A 17756-nucleotide genomic window follows, 5' to 3' on the forward strand; every position below is an offset into this window, starting at 1 on the left:
TATCTCCCGAAGAAGGATATTTCCGCAGCGCGTGTTTTACTTCTGTCCGTAATAAGCGTTGGGACCATGCTTACGCATAAAGTGCTTATTCATCAGATAACTATCGATGGGATTCAGTTGCGGGTTAATGCCGCGCGCAATCCACGCCATTTTCGCCACTTCTTCCATCACCACCGCATTATGCACCGCATCATGAGCGTCTTTACCCCAGGCGAACGGCCCGTGCTGGTAAACCACAATCCCCGGCGTATGCAGCGGCTCGGCATCGCCCAGCGTTTCGATGATCACTTTGCCGGTGTTCAGTTCATACTCGCCCTGCACCTCTTCTTCGCTTAATCCGCGCGTACACGGAATATCGCCAAAGAAATAGTCAGCGTGTGTGGTGCCTAACGCCGGGATCGCCATCCCCGCCTGCGCCCATGCGGTGGCATGGGTTGAGTGGGTATGCACGATTCCACCGAGAGATGGATAACGACGGTAAAGCTCGAGATGCGTTGCAGTGTCTGACGATGGACGATACTGCCCTTCCACCACATTGCCACTCATGTCAACCACCACCATATCGTCCACTTGCATGGTTTCGTAGGCGACGCCGCTGGGCTTAATCACCACCAGCCCGCGTCCGCGATCAATGGCGCTGACGTTGCCCCAGGTAAAGGTCACCAGTCCGTAACGCGGCAGATCCATGTTGGCTTCAAATACCTGTAGTTTCAGCTTTTGCATTATGCGGCCTCCACCATGCCCGCTTTGGCCATGCGCGCTTTCACCCAATCACGCGCTTTCGCCACTTCTGCCGCCGGGTCTTCCGCCGTTTCGCTCCACATCTCAATCAGATAAGGCCCGCAATAACCACTCTGTTTGAGCGTTTCAAAGCAACGTTCGAAGTCCACCACGCCTTCGCCAAACGGCACATTTTTAAAGACGCCCGGTTTGGTGTCTTTCACATGCACCGCGACGATGTGCCCTATTCCAGCCTGTAATTCCATCTGCACGTCGTTATCCCACGCCGACAGGTTGCCGATATCCGGATAGAGCTGGAACCACGGGTTGTTGAGATAGTGTGCATAGCCCAGCGCCTTGCTGATGGAGTTCATCAACGGGTAATCCATGATCTCCATCGCCAGCGTCACCTGCGCACGGCTCGCCATCTCAACACTCTCTTTCAGCCCTTCGCGAAAACGACGACGCGTTTCGTTATTGGCTTCCTGATAGTAGACGTCATAGCCCGCCAGTTGGATCACGCGAATGCCGACATCCTGGGCGAACTGGATAGCTTTACGCATAATCTCCAGCCCCTGCGCCCGCACTGTGTCATCTTCGCTGCCCAGCGGAAAACGACGATGGGCAGAAAGGCACATGGACGGTACGCGCACGCCAGTTTCAACAATCGCATTCACCAGCGTCAGACGTTGTTCGCGGCTCCAGTCAAGGCGAGACAGGCGAGCGTCCGTTTCATCTACTGACATCTCAACAAAATCGAAGCCCAACGTTTTTGCCAGTTGCAACCGTTCCAACCAGCACTCCCCGGTGGGGAGTGCTTTTTCATAGATGCCAAGCGGGATTTGTTTGGACAACATATCCGCTCCTTAGCCCCACAGTTGGGCGATGGAACGTTTGAACTGACGCGCAGCTTCAACCGGAGACGCGGCATCACGGATGCTACGACCAGCGATAAAGACATGAATCGGAATACCTTTGAACAGTGGCAAATCTTCCAGCGCCAGCCCACCGGTAATGGTTACTTTGAAGCCCATATCAGAAAGGCGTTTGATCGCGGCGATATCTGATTCGCCCCAGCCTACACCGGCTGCTTGCGCATCACGGCTGCGGTGATACACCACCTGCTGGATGCCCGCTTCACGCCATGCATCCGCCTGTTCCCAGGTCCAGAAACCAGTCAGCTCAATCTGTACGTCGCCGTTAAACTCTTTTGCCACATCCAGCGCGCCTTTGGCGGTGTTGATATCCGCACAGCAAATCACGGTGACCCAGTCAGCGTTGGCTTCAAAGCACATACGAGAAAGGATTTTGCCCGCATCAGCAATTTTGGCGTCTGCCAGCACAATCTTGTGTGGATAGAGTGCTTTCAGATCGCGCACCGCACGCACACCTTCCCCCATACACAGAATGGTGCCCACTTCGATAATATCGACTTCTTCAGCAATCAGACGAGTGGTTTCATAGGCGCTATCCATAGTCTGGTTGTCCAGCGCGACTTGCAACATGGGTAATGACATCTTCAATTCCTTCTTAAGCAGCCGCGTTGGTGCGGTCAATTAAATCCAGTACTTCCTGCTCGGTACGGCAGGCGCGTAAACGGTCGAAATTCTCTTCATCTTCAAACAGGTTGACGATTTGCATGATGCCCACTTCCTGATGAGTATTGGCATCGACTGCCGCCATCGTGATGAGGATATCCACCGGGTCGTTATCTTCGTGGTTGAACTCCAGCGGCTTTTTCAACGTCACCAGCGCAAAACCGGTTTTCTTAACCCCCTCTTCCGGGCGTCCGTGTGGCATTGCCAGGCCTGGCGCGAGCACAAAGTACGGGCCGTGCTGTTCAACCGCATCCAGAATCGCCTGGTAGTAACGCGGCTCAACAACATCCGCCGCCACCAACAGGTCAACGCCAATTTTTACCGCGTCCTGCCAGGTCTCTGCTTCTGCCTGCAAACAGATAGATTTATTTTCTGCCAGCGAATCACGTAATTTCATGGCGCGTCCTTACTTCATGTCCTGCGGGAAATGTTCTTTGATCACTTCCAGCAGTTTCGGGCCAAAGTCTGTGGGTGAGAGCATGTTGCGCACGCCAACCACATATTTGTTGCCGGTAACAGTGATTTCGCCCGCAATATGGGTAGAAGCGATGATGATATCCGCGCCGCTCAACTCGCTTTTGTACTCGCCAACCGCGCAGCTATTTACCATGTGGTCAATGTTTGATTGGGTTAAAAACTGGTCCACTTTCATTTTCATGATCATGGAACTGCCTTGTCCGTTGCCACACACAGCCAGAATACGTACGGTCATAATCAAAACTCCTTATTAAGCAGACTGTTCTGCCAGTTGTTTTTCTGCATCTTCTTCTGCGCGCAGCGCGCGGCCAGCGAAGTACATATAAGCCAATGCAATAACGATGATGACGGCCATAAAGGCGATACCGATGGAGAAGAAGCCCTGCATCATCGGCGGTGCCAGAATCGACCAGTCCGCCATGCCCATCCAGGCACTCATACCGGTGAGTTTCACCGCCCAGACGCAGCCAAAGATTTCAATCATCCCCATCACCAGACAAATCTTCAGCGCCGCACGCCAGCCGCCGAAGTGGTTCGCGAATACGCCGATGGTGGCGTTGGAGAAAAACATCGGGATAAAACCAGGAATGATCAGAATCGCGGAACCGCAGGCGACCAGAATACCAACCGCTATTAGTTGCCCGATGGTGCCCCACATAAAGCCCCAGACCACGGCATTCGGCGCAAAGCTATAGATAGCCGCACAGTCAATCGCCAGAACCGCACCCGGGATCAGACGCTGGGAGATACCGTTAAATGCTTCAGAGAGTTCCGCGACAAACATGCGCACGCCCTGAGTAATGATGAAGATCGCCACCGCAAAGGAGAAACCGGTTTGCAGGATGTACACCACCCAGTTCACTTTGCCTGCCATCGCCTGCACGGTATCGATACCGAAAGAGAGCAGAATGGCACCAAAGAAGATGGTCATCACAATCGCCGTGGAGACGATGTTGTCGTGGAAAATGTTCAGCCAACCGGGCAATTTGAGGTCTTCAACACTTTCCTCTTTTTTGCCCAAATACGGCGCGACCTTATAGGCAAGCCAGGAAGCAAACTGCTGTTGGTGACCGATGGAGAAACCGCAGCCGTCCGTCACTTCCTGAGTCGGCTTGTACATCATGTTGGAGGTGATGCCCCAGTAAAGCGAAACCAGAATCGCAGTGCAGATAATGGTAGTCCACATGGAGTAGCCGAAAATAAACAGCGTGACAGCTATCAGACCCGCCTGTTGGAACATGATGTGGCCGGTCAGCATGATGGTGCGAATACCAGTAATGCGACGCAGCAGCACGTAACAGATGTTTAGCGCCAGTGCCAACAACACCGCATAACCCACCCAGCTATAGGCATCGCCCATACGCTCAATAGTTGCCATCATCGATGCGTAGGTATCTGAAATCGCGCCATTAATGCCATAGACTTCCGACATTTTTGCCACCACCGGTTTAAAAGTGCTGGTCAGGATGCCGGACCCTGCTTGCAGCAACATAAAACCGATAATCGTTTTGATGGTGCCTTTGATAATCACGCTGACGCTTTTACGCAGCAGGATGTAGCCCAGGCAGGTCACAATACCCAGCAATAACGGGGCATTGGTCATGACCTGGTTAAAGAACACGGTAAAGATGCTGTAGAGGATCTCCATAACGATCTCCTGAAGAAGAGGTAACCGGGAATTCCGCACACCCGGAATGTTGTGCACTCACTCTAATTTTCAAAAATAATCACAACAAGATTATTTGTGATTAAATGTGACGCGGCACGCAAATAATTCCACATAGAAAGTATGGTGTTCACAAGACGAAACAATTACTCATTTAAATTCATTTAGTTAATTAAATCACACACTCCTTTAAATCTTTCCATACTCAAAATCATCAACAACGCTTTCGGTGAAAAGTCAAAAAATGGTCATTGCCTTCCTGAAAAAACAGTGCCAGGATTAATCAAAACAAATCACACATTGATTCAAATTGAACTATCATGAAGGTAAATGGCGATGAGTAAAGTGAAAAGTATCACCCGTGAATCCTGGATCCTGAGCACCTTCCCGGAATGGGGTAGCTGGCTGAATGAAGAAATAGAGCAAGAACAGGTCGCACCAGGCACCTTTGCGATGTGGTGGCTCGGCTGCACCGGGATCTGGTTGAAATCGGAAGGCGGCACCAACGTGTGCGTCGATTTCTGGTGCGGTACTGGCAAACAAAGTCACGGTAACCCACTGATGAAACAGGGTCACCAGATGCAGCGCATGGCAGGGGTGAAAAAACTGCAACCGAACCTGCGCACCACACCATTTGTCCTTGATCCGTTTGCCATTCGCCAGATCGACGCTGTGCTGGCGACTCACGATCACAACGATCATATCGACGTGAACGTCGCTGCAGCCGTAATGCAAAACTGCGCCGACGATGTGCCATTTATCGGGCCGAAAACCTGTGTGGATTTATGGATTGGCTGGGGCGTGCCGAAAGAACGCTGCATCGTGGTCAAACCAGGCGATGTGGTAAAAGTGAAAGACATTGAAATTCATGCCCTTGACGCGTTCGACCGTACTGCACTGATTACCCTGCCTGCGGATCAAAAAGCGGCTGGCGTACTGCCGGACGGGATGGATGATCGCGCAGTGAACTATCTGTTCAAAACGCCGGGCGGTTCCCTGTATCACAGCGGCGACTCCCACTACTCCAACTACTATGCAAAACATGGTAATGAGTATCAGATCGATGTGGCGTTAGGATCTTACGGCGAGAACCCGCGCGGTATTACCGACAAAATGACCAGCGCCGATATGTTGCGTATGGGTGAAGCGTTAAATGCAAAAGTGGTGATCCCGTTCCACCACGATATCTGGTCAAACTTCCAGGCCGATCCGCAGGAAATTCGCGTACTGTGGGAGATGAAAAAAGATCGTCTGAAGTATGGCTTTAAGCCGTTTATCTGGCAGGTTGGCGGCAAGTTCACCTGGCCGCTGGATAAAGACAACTTCGAATACCACTATCCGCGTGGTTTTGACGATTGCTTCACCATTGAACCGGATCTGCCGTTCAAATCGTTCCTGTAATCCGTCGCTTTTACCGGATAGCGTGGAGATGTTCCCGCTATCCGGCGTAGTATTTCCTGGCTATTTCAAATATCATCTAAAAAAATCAAATTTTATCGGAATAGCTCATGACTGAAGCACAAAGACATCAAATCCTCCTGGAAATGCTCGCACAATTGGGCTTTGTGACCGTAGAGAAAGTTGTTGAGCGCCTGGGAATTTCACCTGCTACCGCACGACGGGACATTAATAAACTCGACGAGAGCGGCAAACTGAAAAAAGTGCGCAATGGCGCGGAAGCCATCACCCAACAGCGTCCTCGCTGGACACCAATGAATCTCCACCAGGCACAGAACCACGATGAAAAAGTGCGTATCGCCAAAGCGGCATCGCAACTGGTCAATCCGGGCGAAAGTGTGGTCATCAACTGTGGTTCCACCGCATTCCTGCTCGGAAGGGAAATGTGTGGCAAGCCTGTGCAAATCATCACCAATTATTTACCGCTGGCAAATTACCTGATCGATCAGGAACATGAGAGCGTGATCATCATGGGCGGGCAGTACAATAAAAGCCAGTCCATCACCTTAAGCCCGCAGGGCAGTGAGAACAGCTTGTATGCCGGCCACTGGATGTTTACCAGTGGCAAAGGGCTGACGGCAGAAGGGTTGTATAAAACCGATATGCTAACAGCGATGGCAGAGCAGAAGATGCTGAGCGTGGTGGGGAAACTGGTGGTACTGGTCGATAGCAGCAAGATTGGTGAGCGCGCGGGTATGCTCTTTAGCCGCGCCGATCAAATCGATATGCTGATCACTGGCAAAAATGCTAACCCGGAAATCCTGCAACAACTGGAAGCGCAAGGGGTCAGCATTCTGCGCGTTTAAAGATGCTGGCGGAAAAATTTCACCGCGGCATCTAACGCTTCTGGCGTAATGCGATGACGCACGCCTGGCTGCCATGAACAGGTTAACTGTTTATCCAGCCCCGCTTCTCTTAGTGCCTGCTGCAAACGTACTGATTCGTCGGCAGGTACGACATCATCATCAAGACCATGCCATAAAAGCAGTGGTCTGTTTCCCAGCTCTTCCCGGTGGTTTGTCGCTTCCCACTCCACCAGCGGAGCGATAATGTTATTAAATTCGCGCTGCTGCGCTGCCGTTTCAGGTATCAGCGGTGGAAACAGTGAACGGGCAAGCGATGTGAAATAGCCCGATCCCATCATGCTGGCGGTACATTTCACCGTGGAGTGGCGAGCGGTAATTCCCAAGGCCGTCATCGCGCCCATCGATGCGCCGCCGACTGCCAGACGGTCATCAAGCAGCCAGTTTTCTTTAACAATAGCCGCACGTAATGGCGTAAATTCTTGCATATTTTGCCGCAATATTTGCCAGAACTGATTTAACCGTCGCGGTGTGTCGCCACTAAAACGGATACCGTGATCGGGTGCGTCTGGCATGATTACCCGCATACCGGCCTGTGCCAGCGCAACGGCAAAATAGCTATACACCAGACTGGATGAAGTAAAACCGTGATAAAAAATCACGCACGGTAACGGAGTTTCTTTTTGCCCAACGGGATAAGCATGTAGAACGGGAATATCTGCCAGTACGCGCGATTCTAATTCAATCATCTATTCCTCCTTTTTGTCTGGTATGACATGAAGAAATCCTTAGCACAAGTTTCCGCTGGCAGTATTAGTTCATAATGTTGAGATATGGGTTACGCTTTCACCACGTTTTCATTCGAAAATCGCGTACCAGGTAACAATTCGGGAACATTCCCCCAAAGTTAAATTAATAAGGCACTACACTATGGTTAGCAGGAAACGTAATAGCGTTGTTTACCGGTTTGCCAGTTTATTATTGGTGTTGATGTTAAGCGCCTGTAGCGCACTGCAAGGTACGCCACAGCCAGCGCCACCAGTAACGGATCATCCGCAGGAAATTCGCCGCGACCAAACCCAAGGGCTACAGCGAATTGGAACGGTAAGCACAATGGTCCGTGGCTCACCGGATGACGCATTAGCAGAAATCAGAGCGAAAGCTGCCGCGGCAAAAGCTGATTATTACGTCGTCGTAATGGTGGATGAAACCATTGTGACAGGACAGTGGTATTCACAAGCCATTTTGTACCGTAAATAAATCAGACAACTTATACAGTAAGCTTTACATTGCTTTGCGTCCCTATGCGTTTACCTGTGCACAATAAATTACCGGCTGGAAGCTCGGGCGTTTATTACCGCGATGGAATGCCCTGCAACATGTGGGGAAACGAAAAATGGAGCTGACGATGAAACAATTACTTGCCTCACCCTCGCTGCAATTAGTTACGTGTCCCGCGAGCGCCACGGCACAGTCTGCAGAATTCGCCAGTGCTGACTGCGTGACGGGCCTGAATGAAATAGGTCAGATCTCAGTTAGCAATATTTCAGGGGATCCGCAGGACGTGGAACGTATCGTGGCGTTAAAGGCCGATGAACAGGGGGCGTCATGGTATCGCATTATTACCATGTACGAGGATCAGCAGCCCGATAACTGGCGTGTACAGGCGATACTGTATGCATGAGTGTTATCAACAGCGAATGAACAATGCCGGATGCGGCGCGAGCGCCCTATCCGGCCTATAAATTCTATATATTTCATTAAGCGTAAACGCTTACAAACACACACCACCAGTCGCCCGCAGTAACAAATCATTCTGGATCTGCCCTGACAACCGCACACCACCGCGCGTATCTAACATCATCTGGCACCACGCCTGCGCCATTGGCGGAGAAGCATATTTCAACATTTGCGCGCCACTACCCAGCAAGAATAGCTGATGAGTAATCTCTCGCCCCAGCTCTTCAGTCGGTTTGCGCAGTTGCTGCTGTAAACGACGAACCGCGCGATCAAAATAGCGATCCTGTCCTTTCACTTCCATAAACGCTTCCGTCAATAACTCGTATACGCCAGCCTGCTTATTAAGAACGCGCAGCACATCCAGACACATAATATTGCCGGAGCCTTCCCAGATACTGTTCACCGGCATCTCCCGGTACAGCCGCGGCAACTCGCTCTCCTCGCAATAGCCAATACCGCCCAACACCTCCATCGCTTCGGCCACAAATGGGACGCCACTTTTGCAAATCACAAACTTCGCTGCTGGCGTAAATAAACGCGCCCACAGGGCTTCTTTAGCATCGGCACGCCGATCCCACGCCCGTGCCAGACGAAACAACAGCGCCGTTTGCCCTTCAAGCTGAAGCGCTATGCGACTTAAGACATGACGCATAAGGGGCTGTTCGATCAACGGATTGCCAAATACATGTCGTTGATGAGCGTGATAAATCGCCAGCGAAAATGCACGGCGCATCATGGCATGGCTACCCAGGGCGCAATCAAAACGCGTCATCCCGCCCATTTTCAGGATCAGGCGGATGCCTTCTCCCTCCTGGCCTAACAGCCAGCCGATAGCATCCTGAAACTCCACTTCGCAACTGGCATTAGAGCGATTGCCCAGCTTATCTTTCAGGCGTTCCAGGCGAATCGCGTTACGTTGTCCATCAGGCAAAAAACGCGGCACAAAGAAGCAGGACAATCCGCCCGTGGTCTGTGCCAGCACCAAATGCGCGTCGCTTTGCGGCACTGAGAAAAACCATTTATGCCCCACCAGCCGATAAGAACCATCGTCCAGACGCTCTGCCCTGGTAGTATTGCTCATCACATCAGAGCCGCCCTGCTTTTCTGTCATTCCCATGCCAATCAACAGACCGCGTTTTTGCCCGCCTGGCAGCAAATGGGAATCGTAGCGATCGCTCAACAGCGGCGTGGTCCAATCCTTGAATGGTGCAGGTAACATCTGCAATAACAATGGGGTGGCGGCAAAAGTCATGGTTATCGGACATAACGATCCGGCCTCAACCTGTGCGTGCAACATAAAACGCGCCGCGCGCGCCACAAATGCGCCAGAACGAGCATCTTCCTCCCAGGCCAGATTGTGCACCCGATTGGTACATAGTGCCTGCATCAGCAAGTGCCATGCCGGATGAAAACGCACATCGTCCAGACGGCGTCCCTGAGCATCGTAGCGCAACAATTCTGGCGGATTCACATTCGCCAGTCGCCCCAGTTCAAGGGATTCAGCCGTCCCTAACTGCTGACCAATACTGGCGAGAAAATCACTATCCCAGCCCGCACCTTCACGTGTTACCGCTTCGCAAAGCGCGCCATCGGACAGGTATAGATTGCTGTTATTTAAAGGTATCGGTTGATTAAAAACGGTGTGAGTTTGCCAGTGCACTGTGTCTCCCTCCATCAATGGCAGTCACCATTAGTATGGTCACTGCCACGGATTCCTGACAGAAAGAGATTGCTAAAACATTCTTAACCCGCAATGTAATGCGGAACAAAACGCGAAGTATCTTTAGTGATCAGCGTGTTATCTTCGCGAATCCCCATACCGCACGCTTCATCATCGACAATCCAGCTACCAATCAATGTGTAGCTATCGCCAAAGCGCGGCAAAGGCTGAAAAGCCTGGTAGATCATCGGTTCATCGGCGTAATCACCCTCAGCATGGTCAACGACGTTGTTCTGACCGTCAAAAATGGTGACGTTACCGCCTTCCCGTGAGTAGATCGGTTTACGCACGTAGCTTTCGCCCGCAGCAATCTGCGGTTTCTCGCCCTCAAACCAGGATGCCAGAAGATTAGGATGACCAGGGAAAAAGCGCCACAATAGCGGCATTAACCCTTTGTTGCTCAAGATACTTTTCCATAACGGTTCCACCCATTGCTCACGACGCTTGCGCAGCAGCGGGCCGTTATCGTCACGCATCATCCACTCCAGCGGATACAGCTTAAACGCACGCTGGATGACGTTATCATCGAGATCGGTCAGCACACCGCCGACGCCCAGGCCGAGATCTTCAATATAGATAAACCGCGATTCCTGTCCTGCCTGCTGGGCGCAGTCCTGCAAGTACAGCACGGTAGTCCTGTCTTCGTCGGTATCCTGACAGCAACAAAAATAAAACGGTTCACGGCTATAAATCTCGCTAAAGCGCGAAATCAGACGCTCCTGAATGACATTGTACTGATCAGCGTCACGCGGAATAATGCCGCTGCGCCGGGCATCTTCCAGCCACAACCACTGAAAATAAGCCGATTCATACAGCGAGGTCGGCGTATCGGCGTTGTACTCCAGCAACTTCACCGGCGCATTACCACACCAGGCAAAATCCATACGGCCATACAGCGAAGGATCGCGCGCGCGCCAGCTTTCAGCAATTACATCCCAGTACAGCGGGGGGATCGCCAGTTGCGTCAGGATCTCTTCATTTTTAACCGCACGATCCACCACCTCAAGGCACATCTGATGCAGTTCCGCAGTCGGTTTTTCGATCTGCTCTTCAATCTGCCGCAGGGTAAAGCGATAAGCACGACTCTCATCCCAATAGATTTCATTGTCGATGATATGAAAGTCAAATCCGTTATCGGCAGCGATCTGATCCAGATCCCGCCGCACAGGAACGTTGTGTCTCAGCATGATTAGCCTCCCCAATGCCCACGGGCGCTGGAAGAACGACCATAGCCGCCGCGAGAAACGGTTGATGCTTTTCTGGTGGTAAAGCCGCCCGAAGAGTAAGACTCTTTTTTGCCAGAACCGGAGCGCCAGGAGTAATCACCGGAAGTGTTGCGCCAGACGGGACGCGAAGCATAAGAGGAGCCGCCACTGTTATAAACAAACTGCTCATCGCGATCTTTACGAATAACCCGACTTAATAAAAATCCAGAAATGACCGGGAGCCAACTCTGTTCGACGTTGTCGTAATAGCAATTTTCGTACTTAGACTGACAATTCTGCTGAGTCATATTCTTCGGAACATCGGCATAAAATGACGCTTTGGCGTTGTTCCAGCCATGAGCACAGATATCTGAATTATTACCGTCATCAATGCAATCCTGCACTGTCGAGTAAAACGTTCCGTCGCCGTCGTTATCGACATCGCCACTATCGCCACAACTTTTCAATACGAAAAAAGCGGCTCCCCCCATTAGCGCCAACGTTAAGTATTTATGTGCGTAGCGATTTCGCTGCGGTGCGAAGGGATTATTCGGTCGATTAATACGGCTGATGGCTCCGTGAGCTGGTTTACTGCTATTTCTTGATTTGCGTTTTCTGGCCATGATCGTCCATTACCATGTCATACAAGCTGCGTTAAAAATACCACCAGCCAGCGCGGCGGTTCCCATAAACATTCCTGCGGCGGTATTGTGATTAATAATTTTGTCGCTTAATGCGGGTATATAAAGTCTGACGCCAGAAAAAACGAGTAATTGAATCACCAGTGCGATCCCACCCCAGGCAAAATAATCAGGAATACTCACCGCATTGATTGCCGCACTGGATAATGGAATAACATAACCCAGCAATGTCCCGCTGAACGCCAGTGACGCCGCGATATTATTGTTTTTGATTAACTGCCATTCATTATGCGGAGTAATTTTGGAATAGATAAACAGAAAGATAATCACCATAGCCACGCCAATAAAAAAATAGGCGCTAAAAGCAAGGAGTGAATCAAGAATATGCATTATAAACTTCCCTGTAATTAACCAATAATATGAAGTGATGTTAGTGGGATATCGACACCCAGCGCACGCGAAAATAACCACTCCGGTTCACCGAGTTCGTTAAAGGATTCCTCACCATTTAACAGCAAATATTCGTAAGTATCTTCGGTCACCTGTCGCTGGTAACCCATCATAAAGTTATGCACTTCCCATTTGGTATGGTTTTGATTTTCTATTTTTTCCAGCATGTAGACCGGCTCAATATTACCTGGTTCTTCGCTATTAAAAAATCGCTGCCAGCGTTTTTCCTGCCAGTTTAAGGTCATCATCCCCATTGCTTTGGCATTAATTGCCTCGCGCCAGTGGCTCTCTTTGCTGATACCGTAACTCTCTTCATAGACAAAGAGCTTGATATCATCAATGTCATCAATGTCTTCGCCGCCAGTGGTATTGATTTGCAGGAATTCATCACCGGAAGTGTAGTAACGGAATATCTGACTACCGCCCCCCAGATCGATGCGACTGGCTGCAGCTACAGTGTATTCTTCCCCCGGTAACGCAATCAGTAATTCATCTTCCAGTAAACGAAACGCTAACGTATCGAGCGTAAAACCATTATGGAGATGCAACCCCAGCGGACCACGAGCGACAGCAGGCTTATCATCATTGCCAAACAGGCGCTGGAAAAAACCAGACATATTTTACCCTTAAAATAGCTGCCAGCCTTTTAGTGAGGCTGGCAAAAAAATTACTCACCCTGTTGGCGTTGCAGCCTTGCCAGCACATCCTGAGCACTGCTTTTGTTAACTCCACCAATCCCCGCTTCCGCCAGTTTTTCGTCGAGATCGCGGCCGTCTGCCACTTTCTCCAGTTGTGCAGCGGCATCCAGCCGTGCCTGACGTTCGGCCTGACGCGCTTGCAGGCATTTTAAGGATTCAGCCGCTGTAGAGACGCTGGAAGATGCTCCAACGGTAGAGGTCGTTACTGCCTGTTGCGCACGCTGCATGGCTTCAGTGGCCTTAACGACTTCCATCTGTTGCTCAAATTGAGCAATACGCTGTGCCGTTGCCGTTACCGCTTTTTCCACACCATCACGGGAGACTTCAAGATTCGACAACACTTGCTCTTCAGCGGTAATGAGATTCTCAAGGCGCGCGATTTCTTCAGCGACTTCGTTAATCAACGACGGGTTGACGTTCTTACTTAATGCTTCCAGCGCACGGGCTTCCAGAGTGGCTTTACGCTCACGTAAATCTTTCAGTTTATCGTTACTTAATTTCACTCGCGCCAGCAGATCGACGCGTGATTTTCCGGCTTTATCCAGTTCAGCTTTGGCGTCGCGAATATGTTGTTCCAGCATCCGCACACCCTGGTTTTCTTCAATGGATTCTTCCGCCTGTGAAATAAAAGACTTACCTAATGTAAATAAACTTTTTAAAATCCCCATAAATACCTGTCTTCGTGATTAATATGAATATTCTTCAGTAATTTCAGCTAAATCCAATGCATTATCTACCAGCGTGGTTATCTCCAGCAGGAGATCATCAAGGGAAGAGTTAAGCGATAATGCACCAAAAACAATGTAATACTCTTCCTGCTCCACACTGGAGATCCCTACCGATGACAGTGGCATAATCTTCTGATTTCTTAATAAGAAGGTATTAAATTCATCTGGATTACTGATACAACTTACCGGGCAAATAAATGTTTCGATAATCATCTGGCGGGAAGTAAAAAGAATATTGATTTGCAAATCGCCATAATCATTCATTTTAATAATTAATGCGTTTTCATTATTTGTTATATCAATATTTTGTTCAGGTACAGTTTGCAGCGCCGTCGCCAGCGCCAACGGATTCCATGTCATATATTATTCCATAGTGATTAAGTTAAAATATTAATAATATGAATATTTGTAGCACGTAATTATCTTACCAGCTCCAGGTAAAAAAAAACCATCCAAATATGGATGGTTTTTCATAATTCAGAGGAATTAGCTACGCTGGCGTACTGCTTCAAATAAACAAATGCCGGTCGCTACCGAAACGTTCAGGGAAGAAACGCTTCCTGCCATCGGGATGCTGATCAACTCATCGCAATGTTCACGAGTCAGGCGACGCATGCCTTCACCTTCCGCGCCCATCACCAGTGCCAGACGCCCGGTCATTTTGCTCTGATAGAGAGTATGATCCGCTTCACCCGCCGTACCAACGATCCAGATATTCTCTTCCTGCAACATACGCATGGTGCGCGCCAGGTTAGTCACCCGAATCAGAGGAACGCTTTCTGCCGCGCCACAGGCCACTTTTTTCGCCGTTGCATTGAGTTGAGCGGAACGATCTTTCGGTACAATCACCGCATGAACGCCAGCGGCGTCTGCGCTACGCAGGCACGCACCGAGGTTGTGTGGATCGGTAACGCCGTCGAGGATCAGCAGGAACGGTTGTTCGAGCGAAGCGATCAGATCCGGCAGATCGCTTTCCTGATACTGACGTCCAGGCTTCACGCGGGCGATAATGCCCTGATGCACGGCACCGTCGCTTTTCTCGTCGAGATATTGACGATTTGCCAACTGGATAACCACGCCATGAGATTCGAGGGCGTGAATCAGCGGTAACAGACGTTTATCTTCACGGCCTTTTAAAATAAAGACTTCCTGAAAACGTTCAGGGGCGCGCTCCAGCAGGGCCTGCACTGCGTGGATGCCGTAAATCATTTCGCTCATTAATGTACTCGTTGTTAACGTTTTGCCTGATACGCTACGCTTATCAGGCCTACATGATTCTGCAATATATTGAATTTGCGTGATTATGTAGGCCTGATAAGGCGTTCACGCCGCATCCGGCATGAACAAAGCGCACTTTGTCAGCAATCTGACCCTCTTCTTTTTGAAGAGGGTTTTGATCACTCAGCTACTTTTTTCTTCGCTGCACGCTTCGCTTTGGTCGCTGCAGCTATTTTCTGCGTTTTAGCCGATGGCTTTTTCGCTTTTCTCGCGTCTTTTTTCGCCGCTTTCGGCTTCGCTTTTTTCTCACCACGGAAAGCACTGTCTGGCTCAAAGTTTACCTTTTTGCCCACCTGACGACGCTTACCGGCTTTTTTACCTGCATCACCTTTTTTCGCTTTCTCGCGCGCCGTTTTACCGACGTTGCGTGGCGCGCGTTCGCTGGAGATCAGGCTAAAGTCGATCTTGCGCTCGTCCATATTAACCGCTTCGACGCGAACTTCCACGCGGTCGCCCAGGCGATAAGTCTGGCCGCTGGATTCCCCCATCAGACGTTGACCAACCTGATCAAAGCGATAGTAGTCGTTATCCAGCGAAGAAACGTGGACCAGGCCATCAATAAACAGATCATCCAGGCGAACAAAGAAACCGAATCCAGTGACGCTGGAAATTACGCCTTTAAAGACGTTGCCCACCTGGTCGAGCATAAAGTCACACTTCAGCCAGTCTGCCACATCACGCGTTGCTTCATCGGCACGACGTTCCGCCATCGAACAGTGCTGACCCAGTTGCAGCATCTCTTCCATTGAATAATGGTAGCCACCGGTTTCAGTCGTGTTCCCCTGATGCCCCTGCTCTTTCGCCAACAGATACTTAATGGCACGATGCAGCGTCAGGTCAGGATAACGACGAATCGGTGAGGTAAAGTGGGCATAAGACTGCAATGCCAGACCAAAGTGACCGCGGTTTTCCGGATCGTAAATCGCCTGTTTCATTGAGCGCAGCAGCATGGTTTGTAGCATTTCTGCGTCAGGACGGTCGGCAACCGACTCCAGCAGTTCTGCGTAGTCGCGCGGTTCTGGCTTGTTACCACCCGGCAATTCCAGCCCCAGTTCCGCCAGCACTGAACGGAAAGAGGTAATCGCTTCGGTGCTCGGCTTGTCGTGAATACGGAACAATGCCGGTTCTTTCGCTTTCTCAACGAAACGTGCCGCCGAGATATTCGCCAGAATCATACACTCTTCAATTAATTTGTGCGCGTCGTTACGCTGAGTCTGTTCGATACGTTCAATACGACGTTCAGCGTTGAAAATAAACTTCGCTTCTTCACTCTCAAACGAGATCCCACCGCGCTCTTCGCGGGCTTTATCCAGCACTTTATAGAGGTTATGCAGCTCTTCGAGATGCTTAACCAGCGGCGCGTATTGTTCACGCAGTTCCTGATCGCCCTGCAGAATATGCCAAACTTTGGTGTAAGTCAGACGCGCATGAGAGCTCATCACCGCTTCGTAGAATTTATAGCCGGTCAGGCGACCTTTCGACGAAATGGTCATCTCGCACACCATACACAGGCGGTCTACCTGCGGATTGAGCGAGCACAGGCCGTTAGAGAGTACTTCCGGCAGCATCGGGATAACCTGCGACGGGAAGTAGACCGACGTACCGCGGTTACGTGCTTCTCTGTCCAGCGGTGTTGGTGGACGCACATAGTAACTGACGTCGGCAATTGCGACCCATAAACGCCAGCCACCGCCGCGTTTCTTCTCGCAGTAAACCGCATCGTCAAAGTCACGGGCGTCTTCGCCATCAATGGTGACCAACGGTAAATCACGCAGATCGACACGGCCTGCTTTTGCCTCTTCCGGCACTTCTTCTTTCAGCCCGGCAACCTGTTGCTCAACAGCCTGCGGCCAGATGTACGGAATTTCATGGGTGCGCAGGGCGATATCAACCGCCATGCCGGTGCCCATATTGTCGCCAAGTACTTCGACGATTTTACCCACCGCTTTGGTACGACGTGTCGGGCGTTGAGTCAGTTCGACAACAACGACAAAGCCCATGCGTGCGCCCATGATCTGATCAGGTGGGATTAAGATATCGAAGCTCAAACGGCTGTCGTCAGGAACCACAAAGCCGACGCCCGCTTCGGTAAAGTAACGACCCACAATCTGGCTCGTTTTTGGCACCAGTACGCGGACAATACGCGCTTCACGGCGGCCTTTACGGTCAGCACCAAGCGGTTGCGCCAGAACCTGATCGCCATGAATGCAGGTTTTCATCTGCTCGCTGGAAAGATACAAATCATCTTTACGCCCTTCAACCCGCAGAAAGCCGTAGCCATCACGGTGGCCAATAACAGTACCTTTCACCAGATCGAGACGTTCCGGCAGCGCATAGCACTGACGGCGAGTGAAGACCAGTTGACCGTCGCGCTCCATCGCGCGCAGGCGACGACGCAGGCCTTCAAGCTGCTCTTCGCCTTCAATGTGCAGCTCTACCGCCAGCTCATCACGGCTGGCCGGTTTTTCACGTTTGGTTAAATGTTCGAGGATAAATTCCCGACTAGGGATGGGATTCGCGTATTTTTCAGCTTCGCGTTCCTGGAAAGGATCTTGTGACATCTCGGTTCCTCCG

Annotated in this window: 20 protein-coding genes; 4 read left to right on the forward strand and 16 right to left on the reverse strand. The window is 50.7% G+C overall.

The annotated features are described in order from the left end of the window. Positions 1–36 precede the first annotated feature (36 nt). Genes ulaF through ulaA form a run of 6 tightly spaced genes read right to left on the reverse strand, consistent with a single transcriptional unit; the run spans position 37 to position 4443 of the window. Complete coding sequence (ulaF, locus tag C0K55_RS08300) at positions 37–723, reverse strand: L-ribulose-5-phosphate 4-epimerase UlaF (protein ID WP_001517633.1); 687 nt, start codon at positions 721–723, stop codon at positions 37–39. After that, a complete protein-coding gene (gene ulaE, locus C0K55_RS08305; protein ID WP_000949556.1) occupies positions 723–1577 on the reverse strand; it encodes an L-ribulose-5-phosphate 3-epimerase UlaE in 855 nt (284 codons plus the stop codon). The genes ulaF and ulaE overlap by 1 nt, the downstream gene beginning before the upstream one ends. 9 nt (positions 1578–1586) lie before the next feature. After that, entirely contained in the window at positions 1587–2237 is a 651-nt protein-coding gene (gene ulaD, locus C0K55_RS08310; RefSeq protein WP_000056742.1) for a 3-keto-L-gulonate-6-phosphate decarboxylase UlaD, read from the reverse strand. A gap of 13 nt (positions 2238–2250) precedes the next feature. Further along, positions 2251–2715 (reverse strand): PTS ascorbate transporter subunit IIA, encoded by a 465-nt coding sequence (gene ulaC, locus C0K55_RS08315; protein WP_000776497.1) that lies wholly within the window; start codon positions 2713–2715, stop codon positions 2251–2253. Between the two features lie 9 nt (positions 2716–2724). Next, the gene (gene ulaB, locus C0K55_RS08320) at positions 2725–3030 is read right to left on the reverse strand and encodes a PTS ascorbate transporter subunit IIB (RefSeq protein WP_105266260.1); all 306 of its coding nucleotides are present in this window, start codon (positions 3028–3030) and stop codon (positions 2725–2727) included. Positions 3031–3045: 15 nt separating this feature from the next. Next, a complete protein-coding gene (ulaA, locus tag C0K55_RS08325) occupies positions 3046–4443 on the reverse strand; it encodes a PTS ascorbate transporter subunit IIC (RefSeq protein WP_001517632.1) in 1398 nt (465 codons plus the stop codon). Between the two features lie 354 nt (positions 4444–4797). Here ulaA and ulaG point away from each other — a divergent pair, with 354 nt between their 5' ends. Further along, on the forward strand, positions 4798–5862 hold the full coding sequence (ulaG, locus tag C0K55_RS08330) for an L-ascorbate 6-phosphate lactonase (protein WP_001517631.1): 1065 nt from the start codon (positions 4798–4800) through the stop codon (positions 5860–5862). Positions 5863–5969: 107 nt separating this feature from the next. Then, positions 5970–6725 carry an HTH-type transcriptional regulator UlaR gene (gene ulaR, locus C0K55_RS08335; protein WP_000133636.1) on the forward strand — a complete coding sequence of 252 codons (756 nt, stop codon included), beginning with the start codon at positions 5970–5972 and terminating at the stop codon, positions 6723–6725. On the opposite strand, the gene yjfP is transcribed toward ulaR, so the two are convergent. Then, positions 6722–7471, reverse strand: coding sequence for an esterase (yjfP, locus tag C0K55_RS08340; protein ID WP_016249502.1), 750 nt, complete (start codon positions 7469–7471; stop codon positions 6722–6724). The genes ulaR and yjfP overlap by 4 nt on opposite strands. Positions 7472–7652: 181 nt before the next feature. Between yjfP and bsmA the strand changes: the two genes are divergently transcribed. Together bsmA and yjfN are read left to right on the forward strand one after the other, a co-directional pair. Continuing rightward, positions 7653–7982 carry a biofilm peroxide resistance protein BsmA gene (gene bsmA / locus C0K55_RS08345; RefSeq protein WP_000254648.1) on the forward strand — a complete coding sequence of 110 codons (330 nt, stop codon included), beginning with the start codon at positions 7653–7655 and terminating at the stop codon, positions 7980–7982. 148 nt (positions 7983–8130) lie between these two features. After that, on the forward strand, positions 8131–8406 hold the full coding sequence (yjfN, locus tag C0K55_RS08350; RefSeq protein WP_001517630.1) for a DUF1471 family protease activator YjfN: 276 nt from the start codon (positions 8131–8133) through the stop codon (positions 8404–8406). Between the two features lie 90 nt (positions 8407–8496). On the opposite strand, the gene C0K55_RS08355 is transcribed toward yjfN, so the two are convergent. From C0K55_RS08355 to rnr, 9 genes are all read right to left on the reverse strand, one after another. Beyond that, positions 8497–10122: an isovaleryl-CoA dehydrogenase gene (locus C0K55_RS08355; protein WP_105266261.1), complete on the reverse strand. Its 1626-nt coding sequence runs from the start codon at positions 10120–10122 to the stop codon at positions 8497–8499. A gap of 83 nt (positions 10123–10205) precedes the next feature. Next, on the reverse strand, positions 10206–11369 hold the full coding sequence (locus C0K55_RS08360; RefSeq protein WP_000943972.1) for a glutathionylspermidine synthase family protein: 1164 nt from the start codon (positions 11367–11369) through the stop codon (positions 10206–10208). 2 nt (positions 11370–11371) lie between these two features. Next, a complete protein-coding gene (locus C0K55_RS08365; RefSeq protein ID WP_105266262.1) occupies positions 11372–12010 on the reverse strand; it encodes a DUF1190 domain-containing protein in 639 nt (212 codons plus the stop codon). A gap of 9 nt (positions 12011–12019) precedes the next feature. Next, positions 12020–12418, reverse strand: a complete 399-nt coding sequence (locus C0K55_RS08370) for a DUF350 domain-containing protein (protein ID WP_001517628.1) — start codon at positions 12416–12418, stop codon at positions 12020–12022. A gap of 17 nt (positions 12419–12435) precedes the next feature. Next, complete coding sequence (locus C0K55_RS08375) at positions 12436–13095, reverse strand: YjfK family protein (protein WP_001517627.1); 660 nt, start codon at positions 13093–13095, stop codon at positions 12436–12438. A 50-nt stretch (positions 13096–13145) separates the two neighbouring features. After that, the gene (locus tag C0K55_RS08380) at positions 13146–13844 is read right to left on the reverse strand and encodes a PspA/IM30 family protein (protein ID WP_105266263.1); all 699 of its coding nucleotides are present in this window, start codon (positions 13842–13844) and stop codon (positions 13146–13148) included. Between the two features lie 18 nt (positions 13845–13862). After that, entirely contained in the window at positions 13863–14264 is a 402-nt protein-coding gene (locus C0K55_RS08385; RefSeq protein WP_000220117.1) for a DUF2170 family protein, read from the reverse strand. A 126-nt stretch (positions 14265–14390) separates the two neighbouring features. Beyond that, positions 14391–15122: a 23S rRNA (guanosine(2251)-2'-O)-methyltransferase RlmB gene (gene rlmB / locus C0K55_RS08390; protein ID WP_001293269.1), complete on the reverse strand. Its 732-nt coding sequence runs from the start codon at positions 15120–15122 to the stop codon at positions 14391–14393. A gap of 179 nt (positions 15123–15301) precedes the next feature. After that, positions 15302–17743: a ribonuclease R gene (gene rnr, locus C0K55_RS08395; protein ID WP_001517624.1), complete on the reverse strand. Its 2442-nt coding sequence runs from the start codon at positions 17741–17743 to the stop codon at positions 15302–15304. Positions 17744–17756 lie beyond the last annotated feature (13 nt).

Origin of the sequence: Escherichia sp. MOD1-EC6098 (assembly GCF_002965865.1) — a bacterium.
GTDB classification, from domain to species: domain Bacteria; phylum Pseudomonadota; class Gammaproteobacteria; order Enterobacterales; family Enterobacteriaceae; genus Escherichia; species Escherichia marmotae.

What these genes read in the sequence shown, in the direction of transcription:
- bsmA (WP_000254648.1), top strand. Translation starts at nt 7,653, where the DNA reads ATGGTTAGCAGGAAACGTAATAGCGTTGTTTACCGGTTTGCCAGTTTA.
- ulaR (WP_000133636.1), top strand. Translation starts at nt 5,970, where the DNA reads ATGACTGAAGCACAAAGACATCAAATCCTCCTGGAAATGCTCGCACAA.
- C0K55_RS08365 (WP_105266262.1), bottom strand. Translation starts at nt 12,010, where the DNA reads ATGGCCAGAAAACGCAAATCAAGAAATAGCAGTAAACCAGCTCACGGA.
- ulaE (WP_000949556.1), bottom strand. Translation starts at nt 1,577, where the DNA reads ATGTTGTCCAAACAAATCCCGCTTGGCATCTATGAAAAAGCACTCCCC.
- rlmB (WP_001293269.1), bottom strand. Translation starts at nt 15,122, where the DNA reads ATGAGCGAAATGATTTACGGCATCCACGCAGTGCAGGCCCTGCTGGAG.
- rnr (WP_001517624.1), bottom strand. Translation starts at nt 17,743, where the DNA reads ATGTCACAAGATCCTTTCCAGGAACGCGAAGCTGAAAAATACGCGAAT.
- yjfP (WP_016249502.1), bottom strand. Translation starts at nt 7,471, where the DNA reads ATGATTGAATTAGAATCGCGCGTACTGGCAGATATTCCCGTTCTACAT.
- ulaG (WP_001517631.1), top strand. Translation starts at nt 4,798, where the DNA reads ATGAGTAAAGTGAAAAGTATCACCCGTGAATCCTGGATCCTGAGCACC.
- ulaB (WP_105266260.1), bottom strand. Translation starts at nt 3,030, where the DNA reads ATGACCGTACGTATTCTGGCTGTGTGTGGCAACGGACAAGGCAGTTCC.
- ulaA (WP_001517632.1), bottom strand. Translation starts at nt 4,443, where the DNA reads ATGGAGATCCTCTACAGCATCTTTACCGTGTTCTTTAACCAGGTCATG.
- C0K55_RS08385 (WP_000220117.1), bottom strand. Translation starts at nt 14,264, where the DNA reads ATGACATGGAATCCGTTGGCGCTGGCGACGGCGCTGCAAACTGTACCT.
- yjfN (WP_001517630.1), top strand. Translation starts at nt 8,131, where the DNA reads ATGAAACAATTACTTGCCTCACCCTCGCTGCAATTAGTTACGTGTCCC.
- ulaD (WP_000056742.1), bottom strand. Translation starts at nt 2,237, where the DNA reads ATGTCATTACCCATGTTGCAAGTCGCGCTGGACAACCAGACTATGGAT.
- C0K55_RS08380 (WP_105266263.1), bottom strand. Translation starts at nt 13,844, where the DNA reads ATGGGGATTTTAAAAAGTTTATTTACATTAGGTAAGTCTTTTATTTCA.
- ulaC (WP_000776497.1), bottom strand. Translation starts at nt 2,715, where the DNA reads ATGAAATTACGTGATTCGCTGGCAGAAAATAAATCTATCTGTTTGCAG.
- ulaF (WP_001517633.1), bottom strand. Translation starts at nt 723, where the DNA reads ATGCAAAAGCTGAAACTACAGGTATTTGAAGCCAACATGGATCTGCCG.
- C0K55_RS08375 (WP_001517627.1), bottom strand. Translation starts at nt 13,095, where the DNA reads ATGTCTGGTTTTTTCCAGCGCCTGTTTGGCAATGATGATAAGCCTGCT.
- C0K55_RS08370 (WP_001517628.1), bottom strand. Translation starts at nt 12,418, where the DNA reads ATGCATATTCTTGATTCACTCCTTGCTTTTAGCGCCTATTTTTTTATT.
- C0K55_RS08360 (WP_000943972.1), bottom strand. Translation starts at nt 11,369, where the DNA reads ATGCTGAGACACAACGTTCCTGTGCGGCGGGATCTGGATCAGATCGCT.